The sequence below is a fragment of the Clostridium tertium genome, from assembly GCF_017873245.1.
GTDB classification, from domain to species: domain Bacteria; phylum Bacillota; class Clostridia; order Clostridiales; family Clostridiaceae; genus Clostridium; species Clostridium tertium.
Map to the genome: position 1 here is coordinate 165,291 of NZ_JAGGJY010000001.1, position 17,708 is coordinate 182,998.

The 17,708-nt window shown below is 29.0% G+C and carries 15 protein-coding genes; 14 read left to right on the forward strand and 1 reads right to left on the reverse strand.

Annotated features, from left to right (window positions below; all coding sequences use genetic code 11):
* Window positions 1-4 precede the first annotated feature (4 nt).
* The 10 genes from J2Z25_RS00835 to J2Z25_RS00880 are packed head-to-tail and all read left to right on the forward strand — an operon-like array spanning window position 5 to window position 9,649.
* Window positions 5-1,849: a fused FliR family export protein/FlhB family type III secretion system protein gene (locus J2Z25_RS00835; protein WP_111928422.1), complete on the forward strand. Its 1,845-nt coding sequence runs from the start codon at window positions 5-7 to the stop codon at window positions 1,847-1,849.
* Between the two features lie 17 nt (window positions 1,850-1,866).
* Window positions 1,867-3,927 (forward strand): flagellar biosynthesis protein FlhA, encoded by a 2,061-nt coding sequence (gene flhA / locus J2Z25_RS00840; RefSeq protein ID WP_008678076.1) that lies wholly within the window; start codon window positions 1,867-1,869, stop codon window positions 3,925-3,927.
* On the forward strand, window positions 3,927-5,078 hold the full coding sequence (flhF, locus tag J2Z25_RS00845; protein ID WP_209737622.1) for a flagellar biosynthesis GTPase FlhF: 1,152 nt from the start codon (window positions 3,927-3,929) through the stop codon (window positions 5,076-5,078). The genes flhA and flhF overlap by 1 nt, the downstream gene beginning before the upstream one ends.
* Window positions 5,072-5,935, forward strand: coding sequence for a MinD/ParA family protein (locus J2Z25_RS00850; RefSeq protein WP_209737624.1), 864 nt, complete (start codon window positions 5,072-5,074; stop codon window positions 5,933-5,935). The genes flhF and J2Z25_RS00850 overlap by 7 nt, the downstream gene beginning before the upstream one ends.
* Before the next feature lie 10 nt (window positions 5,936-5,945).
* A complete protein-coding gene (locus J2Z25_RS00855) occupies window positions 5,946-6,587 on the forward strand; it encodes a flagellar brake protein (protein WP_209737632.1) in 642 nt (213 codons plus the stop codon).
* Window positions 6,588-6,602: 15 nt separating this feature from the next.
* Window positions 6,603-7,328: a FliA/WhiG family RNA polymerase sigma factor gene (locus tag J2Z25_RS00860; protein WP_142689867.1), complete on the forward strand. Its 726-nt coding sequence runs from the start codon at window positions 6,603-6,605 to the stop codon at window positions 7,326-7,328.
* Window positions 7,329-7,367: 39 nt separating this feature from the next.
* Window positions 7,368-7,883 (forward strand): hypothetical protein, encoded by a 516-nt coding sequence (locus J2Z25_RS00865; protein ID WP_209737634.1) that lies wholly within the window; start codon window positions 7,368-7,370, stop codon window positions 7,881-7,883.
* Window positions 7,884-7,921: 38 nt separating this feature from the next.
* Entirely contained in the window at window positions 7,922-8,086 is a 165-nt protein-coding gene (locus tag J2Z25_RS00870) for a hypothetical protein (protein WP_185955534.1), read from the forward strand.
* A complete protein-coding gene (locus tag J2Z25_RS00875; protein WP_209737636.1) occupies window positions 8,079-8,861 on the forward strand; it encodes a flagellar hook-basal body complex protein in 783 nt (260 codons plus the stop codon). The genes J2Z25_RS00870 and J2Z25_RS00875 overlap by 8 nt, the downstream gene beginning before the upstream one ends.
* Before the next feature lie 14 nt (window positions 8,862-8,875).
* On the forward strand, window positions 8,876-9,649 hold the full coding sequence (locus J2Z25_RS00880; protein ID WP_209737638.1) for a flagellar hook-basal body complex protein: 774 nt from the start codon (window positions 8,876-8,878) through the stop codon (window positions 9,647-9,649).
* A gap of 344 nt (window positions 9,650-9,993) precedes the next feature.
* On the opposite strand, the gene J2Z25_RS00885 is transcribed toward J2Z25_RS00880, so the two are convergent.
* The gene (locus tag J2Z25_RS00885) at window positions 9,994-11,634 is read right to left on the reverse strand and encodes a putative manganese-dependent inorganic diphosphatase (protein WP_008678094.1); all 1,641 of its coding nucleotides are present in this window, start codon (window positions 11,632-11,634) and stop codon (window positions 9,994-9,996) included.
* A 432-nt stretch (window positions 11,635-12,066) separates the two neighbouring features.
* On the opposite strand from J2Z25_RS00885, the gene J2Z25_RS00890 reads away from it, so the two are divergent.
* The 4 genes from J2Z25_RS00890 (at window position 12,067) to J2Z25_RS00905 (ending at window position 17,664) form a co-directional block, all read left to right on the forward strand.
* Window positions 12,067-14,616 (forward strand): calcium-translocating P-type ATPase, SERCA-type, encoded by a 2,550-nt coding sequence (locus tag J2Z25_RS00890; RefSeq protein ID WP_008678095.1) that lies wholly within the window; start codon window positions 12,067-12,069, stop codon window positions 14,614-14,616.
* A 255-nt stretch (window positions 14,617-14,871) separates the two neighbouring features.
* Window positions 14,872-16,338 (forward strand): threonine synthase, encoded by a 1,467-nt coding sequence (gene thrC, locus J2Z25_RS00895; protein WP_209737640.1) that lies wholly within the window; start codon window positions 14,872-14,874, stop codon window positions 16,336-16,338.
* Entirely contained in the window at window positions 16,332-17,255 is a 924-nt protein-coding gene (gene thrB, locus J2Z25_RS00900; protein WP_209737643.1) for a homoserine kinase, read from the forward strand. Before thrC ends, thrB begins: the two co-directional genes overlap by 7 nt.
* Window positions 17,227-17,664 (forward strand): ACT domain-containing protein, encoded by a 438-nt coding sequence (locus J2Z25_RS00905; RefSeq protein ID WP_008678102.1) that lies wholly within the window; start codon window positions 17,227-17,229, stop codon window positions 17,662-17,664. The genes thrB and J2Z25_RS00905 overlap by 29 nt, the downstream gene beginning before the upstream one ends.
* Window positions 17,665-17,708: the final 44 nt, after the last annotated feature.

Genomic DNA, 17,708 nt, shown 5'->3' on the forward strand with positions numbered 1-17,708 from the left:
AAGTATGATAGATACAGCCTACTTTTTAGCCTTGTTTTTTATATTTTTAAGAGTTACAGCTTTTTTTGCTATAACAAATATATTTTTTCCAAATGGAACACCGAAAACATTAAAAGCTATGTTTTCATTAATATTTTCCTTCGCATTACTTGGAGGAATAGATTATTCAAATATAAATTCAATAACTAGCAATTATTATTTAATTATTTATATGATTTCAGAAGTTACCACTGGATTGGTTCTTGGATTAATTTCTAATATTGCTTTTGAAGTAGTACTTATGGCAGGGAGTTTAATAGATGTACATATAGGATTGAGTATGGTTAATACAATAGATCCAAACAGTAAAACAAGTACGACTATAAGTGGTAATTTACTTCATTATGTAGCATTAATGATTTTCTTTGTAGTAGATGGACATCATATGCTTATTAAATCGCTTATAGAAAGCTTTATAATACTACCGATGGGTAAAAGTTTAATGTATACAGATACAATGATGGTACTTATAGAAGTTATAGCAAAGTATTTTGTAATAGGATTGAAAATTGCAATACCAATAGTATTGATAATTATATTAACTGATCTTTGTATGGGACTTATTTCAAGGGCTGTCCCACAAATAAATGTAATGATACTTGGTATGCCAGTTAAAATGTTGGTTGGAATATTAGCAATATCAGTATCACTACCAATTATAATAAAGTTATTTGTTATTAGTATAAGTTACTTACCAGATATATTTAGAAAAATAATGACAACTGTTCCTCTAGTTTTCTTAATTGGAGCAGATGAAAAAACAGAAGAAGCTACTCCAAAGAAAAAAAGTGATTCTAGAAAAAAAGGACAAATAGCTAGAAGTAAGGATGTTGGACTTGCAATTACAATGATAGCTACTGTATTAGTTGTTGTTGCATTAAGTGGGTTTATAGTATCTTCACTGAAGGATAATGTAGTTTATTTTCTAGGAGATATGGGTTCGATGGAAGTTACTGAAAATAGTATAAAGGGAATAAACACTCTTATTATAAGTAAGGCAGCAATGGTAATAATGCCTGTTATTTTGCCTATAATGATAGCTGGAGTTGCTGCAAGTTTAGTTCAATCTGGATTTTTAGTTGTGAAAGATGCTATAAAGCCTTCATTTGGGAAGCTAAATCCGATTAATGGATTTAAAAATATGTTTTCTAAAAAATCACTAGTTGAGCTAATAAAAAATTTAATTCTTATTGCAATAGTAATTTTTATAGCGTATTCATATATAAGAGATAACTTTGATAAAATAATGCAAATTGGAAATTTATATTTACCTACTTTAGGAATTGAAGTTAAATCTTTAATAGTAGGTATATTTGTGAAGATATGTATATTATTAGTTGTAATTGCAATTATAGATTATGTTGTTCAATATATGCTTTTTCAAAAGGATATTAGGATGACTAAGCAAGAAATTAAGGAAGAATACAAACAAATGGAGGGAGATCCTCAAATTAAATCTAAAATAAAGCAAAGGCAGAGGGAAATGTCACAAAGAAGAATGATGCAATCAGTTGGAGATGCAACAGTTGTGATTACGAATCCTACTCATTTAGCTGTTGCAATTAAATATGAAGAAGGAAAGACTGAAGCTCCTAAGGTTGTGGCTAAGGGAGCAGATACTATAGCAATAAAGATTAAAGAAAAAGCTATTGAGTCTAAAGTTCCAATAATAGAAAACAAGCCTTTAGCAAGAATGATATTTGAATCAGTAGAAATTGATAAAGAAATTCCACAAGATATGTATCAAGCTGTAGCAGAAGTTTTAGCTATGGTATATAAATTAGATAAGAAAAAAAGACGTACTAGATAATAAAGGATGGGATAAGGTTGCTTATAAATAATAAAATTAATTTAAAGAAAAATACAGACGTATTAGTAGCCTTTGGTGTATTAGGTATTGTCCTTATGATAATAATACCTCTACCACCACTAATGTTAGATATTTTATTAGCATTTAATATTACACTGTCAGCTGTAATTATAATGATAACTATGTTTACTACAAATGTATTACAATTATCAGTGTTTCCAACACTATTACTTGTAACAACACTTTTCAGATTAGGTCTTAATATTTCATCTACAAGACTTATACTAAGTGAAGGTGATGCAGGAAGCATAATTGAAGCCTTTGGAGAGTTTGTTATAGGTGGAAATTATGTTGTTGGTATAATAATATTCTTAATTATAGTAATTATACAATTCGTAGTAATAACTAACGGTGCAGGAAGAGTTTCAGAAGTATCGGCAAGATTTACTCTAGATGCTATGCCAGGTAAGCAAATGAGTATAGATGCTGATTTAAATGCTGGAATAATCGATGAAGTAACGGCAAGGAAAAGAAGACAAGATTTGCAATCAGAAGCAGACTTTTATGGAGCTATGGATGGTGCGTCTAAGTTCGTAAAAGGAGATGCTATAGCAGGAATAATAATAACTATAATTAATATAGTAGCAGGTATTGTTATTGGAGTAATGAATGGCATGAGTTTTGCACAAGCTGGAGAATTATATACAAGACTTACGATTGGAGATGGGCTAGTTAGCCAAATACCAGCATTATTAATATCTACAGCATCAGGTATATTGGTAACTAGATCAGGATCTTCTGATAACTTTGGTAAAACCTTTAGTAAACAACTTACTGCATTCCCTGTTGCACTTGGAATAGTTTCTGCAGTAATGTTCTTTTTAGCTTTAATACCAGGCATGCCAAAGCTTCCATTTTTATTAGCTGCTGTTACAGGAAGTGTTGCTACATATCTTTTAATAAAAGAAGATCAGAAAAATCAAGAAGCTGAGCTTGCAAAAGTAGAGGAAGAGTATACAGAAATGGAAAGAAAAGAACCAGAAAATGTAATGAGTTTAATTTCTGTAGAACCTATGGAAGTAGAAATAGGTTATGGATTAATTCCTTTAGCTGATGAGTCAACAGGAGGAGATTTACTTCAAAGAATTGCTTCAGTTAGAAGGCAGTGTGCAATTGAAATGGGAGTTGTTGTACAACCTATTAGAATAAGAGATAATCTTCAATTAAAAACAAATGAATATGTAATAAAAATAAGAGGCACTGTTATAGCATCATCAGAGCTTATGGCAAATATGTTACTTTGTATGGATCCATCTGGAGATAATTCTCAAATAGCAGGAATAAGAACTATTGAGCCTACATTTAATTTGCCAGCAGTATGGATAAATAAAGATCAAAGAGAAGAAGCTGAAATAAAAGGTTTAACAGTTGTAGATCCAACTACAGTTATGGTTACACATTTAACTGAAACTATAAAGGCACATTCTTATGAATTACTTGGTAGACAAGAAGTTCAATTAATAGTAGACAATACTAGAGAAAAATATAGTACGGTAGTAGAAGAGCTTATTCCAGATTTAATGACAATAGGGGAACTTCAAAAAGTATTGCAAAACTTATTAAGAGAAAAGGTTCCAATAAAAGATATGGTAACAATAATGGAATCTTTAGCAGATAATTCAAGACTTACAAAGGATTTAGAACTTTTAACAGAGTATGTTAGATTTGCTTTAGCAAGGACTATTTGTAACCAAGTAATAGATGAGGATAGGAGTATAACAGTAGTTACTTTATCTCCGCAAATAGAGGAAATAATAGCTGCCAATACTCAAAAATCTATGCAAGGATCATTCCCAGCCGTTGATCCAGATACAACTACTAGAATACTTGATTGTGTAAGAGACACTCTTGATAGAATATATTTTTACAATAATCAACCTGTTATATTAGTATCACCTAATATAAGGCCTGTATTTAGAAGGCTTATAGAAATGGTATTTCCGCATGTGATGGTTATATCATTAAATGAAATTCCAAATGATGTAGAAATAAGAACTGAAGGAGTTGTATCATTGTAATGTTAATAAAAAAATACTTAGTTAAAAATATGAATGAAGCTCTTACTAGAATAAGATATGAGTTAGGTAAAGATGCTATTATAATTAGCCAAAGAAAAGTGAGAGAGTCTGGTATTAAGGGGTATTTTAAACCTAAATTAATTGAAGTAACAGCAGCCTTGGAAAATAACAAGATAGAGAAAAAGAATAAATTTAATGTAGAAAATAAAAATGAAATAGACTTTAAGGATTCACTAGATAGTATTAAAAAGATAATAGATGATAGGAAGGACAGCAAGTTTGATAAATCTCAACAGCTTAATAAAGAAATTAACTTAACAAATACAGATAATATAAAAGAAGAAGTAAAAGAAATCAAAGATTTGTTAAATACAGTTATTAAAAATACTAACAAAGAAGAAGAAAAAGATATAGTATTAGAATATTTAAAAGATATTGATATTGATGATGAATTAATAAAAGAAGTATTAACTGATAAATATGATAATATAGATGAATTTAAAACATACTTTAAGGAATTATTAGAAAATGAAATTCAAGTTTGTACTGAAAGCTTAAGTGGTAAAGTAGTTTTAGTAGGACCAACTGGAGTTGGAAAAACTACAACTATAGCTAAGCTTGCAGGAAGGTTAGCATTAATAGAAAAAAAGAAGGTTGGTTTAATTACAATAGATACATATAGGATTGGTGCTGTAGAACAATTAAAAACTTATGCAGAAATTATGAATATTCCATTTAAAGTAGTTATAACTTTAAAAGAAATGGAAAATGCAGTTAGTGAGTTAGAAGATTGTGATGTAATATTAATTGATACAACTGGAAGAAGCAGTAAAAATACTATGCAAATATCAGAACTTAGAGCCTTTACTCAAAAAGTAAATGCAGATCATATAGCATTGGTGATAAGTGGAACAACTAAAAATAGAGATATACAAACTATAATAAATGGATATAGTGAAATTGGCTATGAAAAAATGATAATAACAAAGCTTGATGAAACTAGCTCATATGGATGTATATACAATATTATAAAGAAAGCACAAAAGCCTATAGCATATATTACTACTGGTCAAAATGTTCCAGATGATATTAGGATACCACTGAAAAGTGAGATTTCAAAACTTATTCTTGGGGAGGAAACTGTATGTTAGATCAAGCTGAAAGCTTAAGAAGACTAGCAAGAGGCGAAGTCCAAGAGGAACAAAAAAGAAAGGCTAGAATTATTACAGTAACCTCTGGCAAGGGGGGGGTTGGAAAAAGTAACTTTGTAGTAAATCTAGCAATTACATTAGTACAAAAGGGAAAAAAGGTTTTAATCTTTGATGCAGATATAGGAATGGGAAACGATGATGTATTAATGGGAATATATCCTAAAAATAGTGTTTTAGATTTAATTAATGGTAAATTAGCAATAGAAGATATTATTGTTAATGGACCAGAAGGGGTTAAGCTATTGCCAGGTGGAAGTGGACTTAATAATATAGAAGATCTTCAGCAAAATCAAAGGGATTTGTTTTTAAAAAAGATAGAAATGTTAGAGGGGTTTGATTACATTTTTATAGATACAGGAGCAGGAATAAGTAGGAGTGTTTTGGCTTTTATAGCATGTTCTGATGAAGTAATATTAGTGACTACTCCTGAGCCAACATCATTAACTGATGGATATAGTCTATTAAAAGCAGTAGATCATTTCAAAATAAAAGATAAAGCAAGCATAGTGGTTAATAAGATTTTAGAAAAAAAAGAGGGAGATCAAACTTTTTCAAAATTTAAAATGGCAGTTAATAGGTTTTTAAAGTTAGATGTAAACTTTTTAGGAGTAGTATATGAAGATCGAAAGCTTATAATGTCTGTAAGGGAGCAGCTTCCATTTGTAATAGGATATCCAAATTGTGATGCAGCTAAATGTATAAAAACTATATCAGAAAAAATTATAGGCGAAAAAAAGGAAACTATGGGAGTAGGAGCTCAAGGGTTATTTAAAAGATTATTTAATATTTTTTCTTAGGGGGTTAGTCATGGCAAAATTAGAACTTGGTATAAATTGTAGAGTAGATGTTTTATGGGAAGAGAATATGTATAAATCTTCAATTCAGGATATAAAGGATGATGAAATACTAATAAGTATTCCGGTATGTGATGGAATTTATTTAACATTAAAAGATGGAAGTGAAATAGAGCAAATTTTTTATGATGATAAAGGAAATGTATTTGGATATAAGAATAAGGTTTTAGGTAGAATAACAGAAAAAGATATACCGTTTTATAGAATAAGTAAGCCTTATGATATAACAAGGATTCAAAGAAGAGATTATGTAAGGGTTAATGTTATACAAGTTATTAATTATATAAAGGAAGAAGAGTTAAAATTAAATATTAGCGGAGAAGAAAAATATGAGCATGCATTGCTTCTTGATTTAAGTGGTGGTGGTATGCGAATTAAGATAAAAGAAGAAGTTAAAGTTTCAGATATTATAATTTCAAATTTAACATATGATAATGAAAAAATATCTGTAAGAGGAAAAGTAATAAGAGTTGATAAATCAGAAGATAAGAAATATATATGTGGTATAAATTTTGATGATATAGATAATGGAACAAGAGAAAAAATTATTAAAACGGTATTTACAATAATGAGAAAACAAAGAGAGCTTATTTAAGAGGAGGTCATTAATATGGAATGTCAAAGCCCTATAATTCATAAAGAACAAATAGTCGAAAAGTATATACCATTAGTTAAATATTTGGCTTCTAGAGTTATGCTCGGTAAAACTAAATATATAGAATATGAGGATTTAGTGAGCTACGGAATTGTTGGGCTTTTAGATGCAATTAATAGATATGATTCAACTAAGGGAATGAAGTTTTCATCTTATGCAACTTTAAGAGTAAAAGGAGCCATGATTGATGAAATAAGAAAATGTAGGCCAATTTCAAAAGGAGCTATGGATAAATTAGCAAAATATAATGAGTGTGTTGAAAAGCTTCAAAATAGATATATGAGAGAGCCAAGTTTACAAGAAATTGCACTGGAATTAAATATATCGGAGGAAGAGGTTTCTCAAGTTGAAAACTATATTAATTACATGTCTATAATGTCTTTGGAATCTATAATTTATTCAGATGACGATGATGTAACTATAATGGAAACTTTAGAAGATAAAAATTCTATTTCTCCTGAAGAATCTTTAGAAGATAAAGAAAAATTAGAGATTCTTGCAGAAGCAATTGAAAAATTAAAAGATAAAGACAAGCTTATTTTAAATTTATATTATTATGAGAAGTTAACATTAAAAGAAATTGGACAAATCTTAGAGGTTTCAGAATCGAGGGTTTGTCAGTTACATAGTAGAGCAATAAGAAATTTGAGAGCAGTAATGCAAAAAATTAATTATATATAAAAAGTAAATTATTTTGAACATAATAGGAGGGAAAAGGTTATGCTTCCTATATTAATAATTCTAATAGGAATTATACTTATAATTTTAAATATTAAGGCAATAAAAAAAGAAAACAAATCATTCGATAAAATATTGGAGCGAGAAGAATCCAATAATGATAAAGATTATGATTTGGAGATAATAGCTATACGAAAGGATTTAGCGGAAACAGTCTTAGACTTACAGAAAGAAATTGAGGAATTAAAAATTTCAATAAATAATATTAAGAGTTCTAAGATAGCAGACGATAATAAAATAAATATAAAAAGTTTCAAAAAAGAAAATTCAGATAATAGTTTCCAAAAGGATCATCCTATTAATAATTTTAATGAAGACGTAATATCTGAAATAAATTTCTCGAATAATTCAAGTATTTCAAATAACAATTTAAAAAGTGATAAGTTAGAGAAAGTAAAATTACTTTTAGAAAATGGATTAACTGATGATAAAATATGTGAAGAGCTATCCATAGGTAAGGGGGAAGTACTATTAGTAAAAAGTTTATTAAAAAATTAACTATAATATTTGATTTCTTAACAGATAGAAAAATACTTATGGGAATAGGAATAGGTATGGTATTAACTTCGATTCTTATGTTTGGATATAGCTATAATAAAGAGATTTCTAGTGACAAGATAGAAGAAAAGGCTAGAGGTCTTGGAATGCACTATGATGATGAATGTAAAGTACTATTTAAAGGGGATGAGAGCAATGATTAGAAGTCTATATACAGCTGTATCAGGATTAATATCACTAGAAAATAGGCAAAATAATATTACAAATAACATGAGTAATGCCAATACAACAGGTTTTAAAGGATATAATTTATCAATAAAAAGTTTTGATGAAGTTATGATACAAAATAGAGATAAAGTAGTTAATGGCAATAATGTAGTACAAAAATTAGGAAGCATAAGCTTAGGGGCAGAAATAGATAGCGTTGATACTGCATTTACTCAAGGTCTTATAAAAAATACAGATAAGCAAACTGATTTTGCAATAGAAGGAAGAGGCTTTTTTGCGATACAAAGACAAACTAATAATGGTAATGAAGTAATATATACAAGAGATGGTAATTTTAAAGTTGGAAACGATGGATATTTAATAAATACTAATAGTGATAGGGTACTTGGAATGAATAAAAATACAGGTGCACTTGAGCCTATATTTGTTGGTGGAGATAAGTTTATTTTAGATCAAAATAATAATCTTTACATAGGAAATAGAGCTACTCATACTTTGGCAACTGCAGATTTTAATGATTATGGAAGTTTAGAAAAGATAGGAGATAACTATTTTAAAGGAGAAAATCCTATATATAATGCACAAGTATGGGTTACACAAGGAGCATTAGAAGGATCTAATGTAAATATTTCAAATGAAATGGTTAATATGATAACTACAATGAGAAATTTTGAAACTAATCAGAAAATAGTACAAACTATTGATGAAACTTTAGGAAAGGCTGCAAATGAAATAGGAGCAGTTAAATAGTAGGAGGAGAATTTATGTTAAGAACATTATGGACTGGTAAAACAGGAATGAATGCAAATCAAGACAAGTTAGATGCAATATCAAATAATATAGCAAACTCAACTACTATGGGTTATAAGAAGATAGATGTTGGTTTTAAAGATTTACTTACAGAGTCTTTAGATAGAAATGGAATTCCACTTAATGATAAAGACTCGGTAATTGGTACTGGTACAAGAACTTCAGAGTGGTTTAGAGATAACTCACAAGGTATGATTCAAGAAACTTTAAGAAGTACTGATTTATCAATAGATGGATTAGGATATTTTAAAATTATTTCTGATAATGGACAAGAAGCATACACGAGAGATGGAGCTTTAGCTATTGATTCTAGAGGTAGGCTTGTAGATAACAGAGGGAATAAATTAGAATTAAATTATTTAAATGGATATTCAGAAGATAATGTAGTGTTTAATAAAGATAACTTTTTAGTAGATAAAAAAGGACAAGTATACATAAAAGATAAAGGAAACTTTATACAAGTAGCTGAAATTCCAGTATATACAGCAGTAGGAGATAGAGCTTTCTTATCAATAGGAGATAATTTATTTACTCCATCACCAGGAGTAGAAGTTCAAAGAACAACAGATTTTGATATATATCAAGGCTCATTAGAGGGATCAAATGTTGATATTGCAACTGAATTCTCAGAAATGATATTAACACAAAGAGCTTTCGAACTTAGCTCAAGAGGAGTAAAAACCGCAGATGAGATGTGGGGAATGATTAATAATATGAGAGCTAGATAGAAATGAGAAGAATGAAAAAGTGAAAAAATGAAAGAATTAGGTAAATAATTAATGAAGAGTTAAAGAATGGGAAATAGTGAAAGAGTTAAGAAAGTAATTCAGCAAAGTTGAATTACAATTGAAAAGTAGTAATAGGTAATTAGTGGATAATACATAATTAATTAAATAAATAAAGAATGAAAAAATGAAAAAGTTATGGATGAAATTCCTATGGAATTTCTAAATAGAATTAAAAAGGCTGAGAAAATCTCAGCCTTTATTTTATTCAATAATTCACTTTATCTGAATTATAACTATAATTATTTCATTTTTTCATTCTTTCATTAATAATTTAGCTAGCTAAATTATAGGGATGATACTGCAGCAGTTATTGGTGGAACTACTTGTTTCTTTCTTGATAGTACTCCATCTAAGAATGCAGTGCTATCTTCTAATTTAACGTTGAATGCTTTTTCTACTATTTCTGGTCTATCTCCAGCAACTAGTATTTGTGATCCTTCGTTGAGTATGTCTGTAAGTAATAACAATACCATATCTAAGTTAGCTTCTTTTGCTTTAGTATTCATATAGGCTAACATTTCATCTTTAAGTGGCATAAATCCTTCGATATCCATTGTATTTACTTGAGCTATACCAACCCTTGTATCTTCAATTCCAAATGGTTTGAAGTCTTGGTTAAAGATTTGTTCTACTGTTTTTCCTTTTAATGAAGTACCAGCTTTAAACATTTCTTTAGCAAATTCTTCTACATTTATTCCAGCTATTTCTGCAAGCTTTAAGCAAATACTCTTGTCTTGAGGAGTACAAGTTGGGCTTCTAAATAGTAATGTATCTGAAATTATTGCCCCACATAAAAGTCCAGCAGCTTGTTTTGAAGGTCTTATTCCGTTTTCAAAGAAGCATTTACCAACAATAGTAGAAGTACTTCCTATAGGTTCACTTCTAAAGTATAATGGACCACTAGTTTGAATATCTGCTACTCTGTGGTGATCTATTATTTCTAGAATTTCTGCTTCTTCAAGTCCATCAACAGATTGACTTCTTTCATTATGGTCAACTTGAATAATTTTCTTTTTATAATTAGAAATTAAATGATATCTTGATACTGTACCAAGAACTTTACCATTTTCAGAAATAACAGGGTAACTTCTATATCTAGTATCTATCATAACCTTCTTTACATCTTCAACTAATTCATCAGTTGAGAATGTTACTAATTTATCTTTAATCATAACATATCCAACAGGAATACTTTGAACTATAAGTCTTGAAGCTGTAAATGAATCATGTGGTGTAGTTATAACACTTATATTAGATTTTGTAGCTTTTTCAATTACTTTATTAGTTGGAGTATGAGATCCAGTTATTATTAATAGAGATATATTAAGATCAAGTAAAGCATCTTGAACTTCTTCTCTATCTCCAACTATAGCTATATCTCCAGCTTCTATATGATCTTTCATGCTTTCTGGCTTCATTGCTGAAACAACTATTTTTCCAGGGAAAGTTTTTCTTTCAGTATTAACATAAATTTCTTTTGCAGATAGTGTATCTACTATATTTTCAAAAGAGGTATTACTCTTAGCTAAAATTCTATTATCCCATATATCCATATAACATGAAGTTAAGTTAGATACAGCTAAAACCCCAAGTAAATGATCATTTTCATCAGCTACAGGAAGAGTTTTTATATTTTTATCTCTCATTATAGTCCATGCAGTTTTTAATGAAATTTCAGGTGACACAGGAGTTATTTTATCAAACTCTAAATCTTCTACTTTTAATTTTACAGTTTTTAATAACTGAGGAGCCTCAACTCCAAAATAATCAAGAATATATTGAGTTTCTTGACTAACATTTCCTAGTCTTACTGGTATTGCAGGTAGTTTGCCTGTCTTATTTTTAAATTCAGCATATGAAAAAGCTGCACATATTGAATCAGAATCTGGATTCTTATGTCCAGTTACATAAATTACATCTTTCAAATTATTACCCTCCTTAGTTAATTTACATATATATGTTTCAATTATAATCTACATAATAAAAAGTATCAGTATATATAAATTAATATACATATTAGAATAAATAGCAAAATTGAACTCATATATAGTATTAAATTTTTTATAAGTTACTGAAATAATAAATCTTATTATCATACTATCAATAACTTAAATGTTTTTATTAAAATGTTAAATCTTTATTGTAACTTATATACATATTCTATATTTATATTTTAAATTTGTAAAGCTATCTATTTAAAGTATGTGTAGAAATTTGTACATTTAAACTTGATAATTCATGCTTATAAAAATAAAAAATTAAAAAATAATTGGATTAACATAGCAATTATTAAAAAAAATCATATCTTTGATTTTACTAAATATAATATATAGAAACTAATTTAAGGAGGACAACCGGTGATACAAGAACGAGAAATGTCTAGGGGGCTATCTACAAAGGAGGCAGAAAAGAGACAAAGCACGTATGGGTTAAATGAATTATCACACAAGAAGAAAACATCGCCTGTAATAATATTTTTATCTCAATTTAATGATTTCATTGTTTGGGTATTAATAGCTGCAACTATAATATCTGGATTAATGGGTGATACTGCAGATGCTATAACAATACTTATTATAGTTGTTGTAAATGCAGTAATGGGGTTTGTTCAAGAATATAGAACAGAAAAATCCTTAGAAGCATTAAAAGAATTAGCAGCACCAACTTGTAAAGTTATTAGAGATGGAGTATTGAAAGTATTAAATTCAATAGAGGTTACTATAGGTGATTTAGTAATTTTAGAAGCTGGTGATAGAATTCCAGCAGATGGTACATTTGTTGAGGCATCAGGAATAATGATTGATGAATCACTTCTAACTGGAGAATCAGTTGGAGTATCTAAAGATTCAAAAAGAGGAAAAAACCAAGGATTTATGGGAACTACAGTATTAAAAGGGAGGGGTATTTTGCTTGTTGATGGTATTGGAATGAATACTGAAATGGGGAAAATAGCTAATCTTCTAGATAATATTGAAGAAGAAAAATCTCCATTAAGAGAGAGATTAGATTCACTAGGCAAAATATTAGTAGTATTATGTTTAACAATTTGTGCAGTTGTAACAGTGCTTGGAATACTTAGAGGTAATGAAATAGCTGAAATGTTCTTACTTGGAGTTTCATTAGCTGTTGCTGCAATACCAGAAGGGTTAGCAGCTATTGTAACTGTTGCATTAGCACTAGGGGTATCTAGAATGTTAAAGAAAAATGCTCTAGTAAGGAAATTACCTGCAGTAGAAACTTTAGGATGTACGTCTGTAATATGTTCAGATAAAACAGGAACATTAACTCAAAATAAAATGACAGTAAAAGAAATATATATGAATGGGAAAATCTGCGATTTAGATAAGGAACAATTAACTAACCATTCAACTATGATGAAAGCTTTAGTTTATTGTAATGATTGTAATTATGATTTTAATGTTAAAAACATAGAAAAGGCCCTACATGGAGATCCAACTGAAACGGCATTAATAAAAGCTTTCTTTAAAGATGTAAATTTACTTAAAGCTTTTGTATCTAATGCAAAAAGAGTTTATGATATTCCATTTGATTCTTCAAGAAAGATGATGAGTGTTATAGTTAGAGAAGGAACAAAGGAAGTTTGTTATATGAAGGGAGCTCCAGAAAGAGTTATTGAAAGGTGTACCCACATATTAGAAAATGGAACTATAAAGCCTTTAACAGCTCAAAAGAAAAAGCAAGTTGCATCTTATATAGAAGCAATGTCAAATAGAGCTTTAAGATGTATAGCTGCTGCATATAAAGAAACTGGATTAGTAAAAAATGAAAGCTTAGAAAAAGACTTGATATTCTTGGGCGTTGCGGGAAGTATTGATCCACCAAGGCTAGAAGTTAGAGATGCTGTTCTTAAATGTAAACTTGCAGGAATACAACCTGTAATGATAACAGGAGACCATAAAAATACAGCACTTGCAATAGCAAAGTCAATAAATATTTGTAATACAGACGATCAAGCTATGACTGGTGAAGAAATTGAAAAGACTAGTGATGAAGAGCTTATGAAGAAAGTTAAAAATGTAAGAGTATTTGCAAGAGTATCTCCACATCATAAGCTTAGAATAGTAAAAGCCTTTAAAAAGCAAAATAATATTGTTGCAATGACTGGTGATGGTGTTAATGATGCGCCAGCAATAAAGGAAGCAGATATAGGAATTGCTATGGGGATATCTGGTACAGATGTAACCAAAGAAGCAGCTTCAATGGTGTTAATGGATGATAATTTTGCAACTATAGTATCTGCTGTGGAAGAAGGAAGAATAATATATGATAATATAAGAAAATTTATAAGATATTTATTATCTTGTAACTTAGGTGAAGTATTGACTATGTTCTTAGCATCATTATTTTACTTACCTAATCCACTTACTCCAATACAAATATTATTCGTTAACTTAGCAACAGATGGTTTACCTGCAATTGCTCTTGGTGTGGATCCAGCAGATAAAGATATAATGATGCAACAACCTAGAGAAAAAAGCGAAGGAATTTTTGCAAGAGGATTATGGTCAAAGATTGTAGTAAGAGGATGCTTAATTGGAATATGTACTTTACTTTCATTTATGACAGGAAGATTATATGGAATGGATTTAGCTACATGTAGAACACTTGCATTAATAACACTTGTTATGTCACAATTATTACATGTTTTTGAATGTAGATCAGAAAGACATTCTATTTTTGAAATTAAGGTATTTAGTAATCCATATTTAGTTGGAGCTGTAGCTGTTTCAATGCTTATGGTATGTGCAATACTATATGTGCCATTTTTATCAGGTATATTTAACACTGTTCCTTTAAAGCTTGGACAATGGGCAATAGTGTTATTCTACTCAGGAATAATTTTCTTAATAAATAGTGTATATTTATTTATAAGATCAAAAAAATAGTAAATAGATATGATTTTAATTTATTATTTTGATTGAATAAGTAAATAGGTATTTATTATTATGCTATTATTAATTAGCTAGAATACTAATTAAAGTATGTATATAGAAAAATATGAATTAAAATATAGGGGTGGTTAAAAACTCCTATATTTTTTTGTGAAAAAATATGTTTATCATACGAAAACACTTGTATTTGATTTAAGAACATGATAATATATTGATAAAGGGTGATAAACCAAAGTTTGGGGTGATTTTATGAGGTTTATTAGTACCAGAGGAGGAGAATTTGACATATCTTCTTCAAAAGCAATTATAAATGGAATTTCTAGTGATGGTGGGTTATATGTTCCAGAAGAATTTCCTAATTTATATGAAAAGATAAAAAACAAAAATAATCTTAAATATGAAGAAATTTCTTTTGAAATTATTAAAGAGTTTTTTACAGATTTTACTTTTGAAGAAATCAAATTTGCAGTAGATAAAGCATATAAAAATCGATTTAAAGTCATAGAGGAAAATGGATTTTTAGAACTATATCATGGGCCAACAGCTGCTTTTAAAGATGCAGCGTTATTATTTCTCCCTCAAATAATGAAGTTAGCAAAAGAAAAAGAAAATATAAGTGATGAAATTATTATTTTAGCAGCTACTTCGGGGGATACCGGAAAAGCAGCATTAGAAGGGTTTTGTGATGTAGATGGATTTAAAGTACTTGTATATTATCCAAATGATGGGGTAAGTCAAGTACAAAAAATGCAGATGTTAACTCAAAAAGGTAGTAACGTAAAAGTTGTTGGTATTAAAGGTAACTTTGATGAAGCTCAAAGTGGTGTAAAAGAGATGTTTGAGGATAACGAGTTAAAAAAAAGGATGCTAAGCAAAGGTGTTAGGATTTCTTCTGCAAACTCAATTAATATCGGAAGGTTAATTCCGCAAATAATATATTATTATTATGGATACTTTCAATTAGTAAATAAGCAAAAAATAAAATTAGGGGATAAGATAAATGTTTCAGTTCCAACGGGGAATTTCGGAAATATATTAGCTGCATATTATGCAAAGGAAATGGGGCTTCCTATTGCAAAGTTTATATGCGCATCAAATGAAAATAAAGTCTTAGCTGATTTTTTCGATGAAGGAATATATGATAAAAGGAGAGAGCTTATATTAACAGAATCTCCATCTATGGATATATTAGTTTCATCAAATTTAGAAAGGCTTTTATTCGAAGCTAGTGGACGAGATTCAAACGAAACAAAAAAATTAATGAATGAATTAAAGCATAAGGGTGTATATAGTATTAGTGAAAAAAGTAAGGAATTTTTAAATAACTTTTATGGAAATTACGCTAATACAAAAGAAGTATATAAAGCAATAAAGGATTTATATGAAAAAGAGGGCTATTTAATTGATACTCATACAGCAGTGGCTTATGTAGTTTTAAAGAAGTACATTAAGTCTACAGGAGATACAACACCATATTTGATTTCTTCAACGGCGAGTCCATACAAATTTCCAAGAAGCATAACAAATGCTTTAGAAATAGATACTAATGAAGATAATGATTTTGAAGTAATAAAAAGGTTAAATAAATTTTGTGGAATAAATATTCCTACTAATTTAAAAAATCTAGATAAGAAAAAAGTTCTTCACAATAATATTTGTAGTGTTAATGATATGAGGCAAGTTCTTGAGGAATTTGTGGGAGAAAATATATGGTAAGAGTTAGAGTGCCTGCAACATCTGCTAATATAGGACCTGGATTTGATTCTTTAGGAATAGCTTTTAACTTATATAATGAATATGAGTTTTCTGAATGTGAAAAAGGAATCCGCTTTTATGGATTCAAGAATGAGTTTTGCAATAAAGATAATATAGTATATAAGGCTATGAACACATGTTTTGAGAAATATAATTTTAAACCTAAGGGATTAAATATAAAATTAATTAAAGATGATATACCTATTTCAAGGGGATTAGGGTCAAGTTCTAGCTGCATTGTTGCAGGCTTATTAGGTGCTAATTATGTTATGGGAAATATATTAAGTATAGAAGAACTTTTTAAAATAGGAGTTGATATTGAGGGACATCCCGATAATATAGCTCCAGCCTTTTTTGGTGGTATGGTTGTTTCTGTTATGGAAGGAAAAGAAGTTATTTACAATAAAATAGATATAAAAGAAGGGATTAGTTTTATAGCATTAATTCCAAAATTTGAATTATCAACTTCTGTAGCTAGAAAGGTTTTACCTGTAGAAGTTAAATTTGATGATGCTGTATATAATATTAGTAGAGTATCATTAATGATTTCTAGTTTTACAAGTGGGAAATATGAGTTGTTAAAATATTGTTGTAAAGATGCAATTCATGAAAAATATAGAAGTCCATTGATAAAAGATTATAATTTAGTTTATAATAAATGTAGATCACTAGGAGCATTGGGGTGCTTTTTAAGTGGTTCAGGGCCAACAATTATGTCTATAATAAAAAGTGATGATACCAAGATATTTTCGGATATAAAGGATTTCTTAAAAAATGAGAATATTAGTTGGGATGTAAGGAAGCTTTGTGTAGATAGTAATGGGGCAACTATAATTGAAGGTGGTACTAATGAAAGGAAATTTTCTAGTTGTAGATAAAAGGGTTTTGCCAGAGGTTTATGAAAAGGTAGTTGATGCAAAAAGACTACTAAAAGAAGGAAAAGTTAAAGATGTTACTGAAGCAGCTAAAACCGTTAATATTAGTAGAAGTGTATATTACAAATATAAAGAAGCTGTTTTTGAACTTGCAGAAACTGGGCAGGGGCAAAAGGTAACAATTAATATGATGATAAGAGATAATAAAGGAGTACTTTCAGGTATTTTAAATTATATTTCTGAAGAGGGAGGAAGTATAATAACAATCAATCAAGGAATACCTATGAATAAAAGTGCAAACTTAAGTTTAACAATTGATATATCATCACTTGGTGGTGATTTAAAAACTTTACTTGAAGATTTATCAAAGTTAAATGATGTTGAAAAGGTAGAGTTTGTGGCTATGGAATAATTTAAATTAAGCTTAAAGCTTCTTTAGAGAAGTTTTGATATCTT

Excerpts from the sequence above, each read along its gene's own strand:
- J2Z25_RS00835 (WP_111928422.1), top strand. The coding sequence starts at position 5 with ATGATAGATACAGCCTACTTTTTAGCCTTGTTTTTTATATTTTTAAGA.
- flhF (WP_209737622.1), top strand. The coding sequence starts at position 3,927 with ATGTTAATAAAAAAATACTTAGTTAAAAATATGAATGAAGCTCTTACT.
- J2Z25_RS00850 (WP_209737624.1), top strand. The coding sequence starts at position 5,072 with ATGTTAGATCAAGCTGAAAGCTTAAGAAGACTAGCAAGAGGCGAAGTC.
- J2Z25_RS00855 (WP_209737632.1), top strand. The coding sequence starts at position 5,946 with ATGGCAAAATTAGAACTTGGTATAAATTGTAGAGTAGATGTTTTATGG.
- J2Z25_RS00860 (WP_142689867.1), top strand. The coding sequence starts at position 6,603 with ATGGAATGTCAAAGCCCTATAATTCATAAAGAACAAATAGTCGAAAAG.
- J2Z25_RS00865 (WP_209737634.1), top strand. The coding sequence starts at position 7,368 with ATGCTTCCTATATTAATAATTCTAATAGGAATTATACTTATAATTTTA.
- J2Z25_RS00870 (WP_185955534.1), top strand. The coding sequence starts at position 7,922 with ATGGGAATAGGAATAGGTATGGTATTAACTTCGATTCTTATGTTTGGA.
- J2Z25_RS00875 (WP_209737636.1), top strand. The coding sequence starts at position 8,079 with ATGATTAGAAGTCTATATACAGCTGTATCAGGATTAATATCACTAGAA.
- J2Z25_RS00880 (WP_209737638.1), top strand. The coding sequence starts at position 8,876 with ATGTTAAGAACATTATGGACTGGTAAAACAGGAATGAATGCAAATCAA.
- thrC (WP_209737640.1), top strand. The coding sequence starts at position 14,872 with ATGAGGTTTATTAGTACCAGAGGAGGAGAATTTGACATATCTTCTTCA.
- thrB (WP_209737643.1), top strand. The coding sequence starts at position 16,332 with ATGGTAAGAGTTAGAGTGCCTGCAACATCTGCTAATATAGGACCTGGA.
- J2Z25_RS00905 (WP_008678102.1), top strand. The coding sequence starts at position 17,227 with ATGAAAGGAAATTTTCTAGTTGTAGATAAAAGGGTTTTGCCAGAGGTT.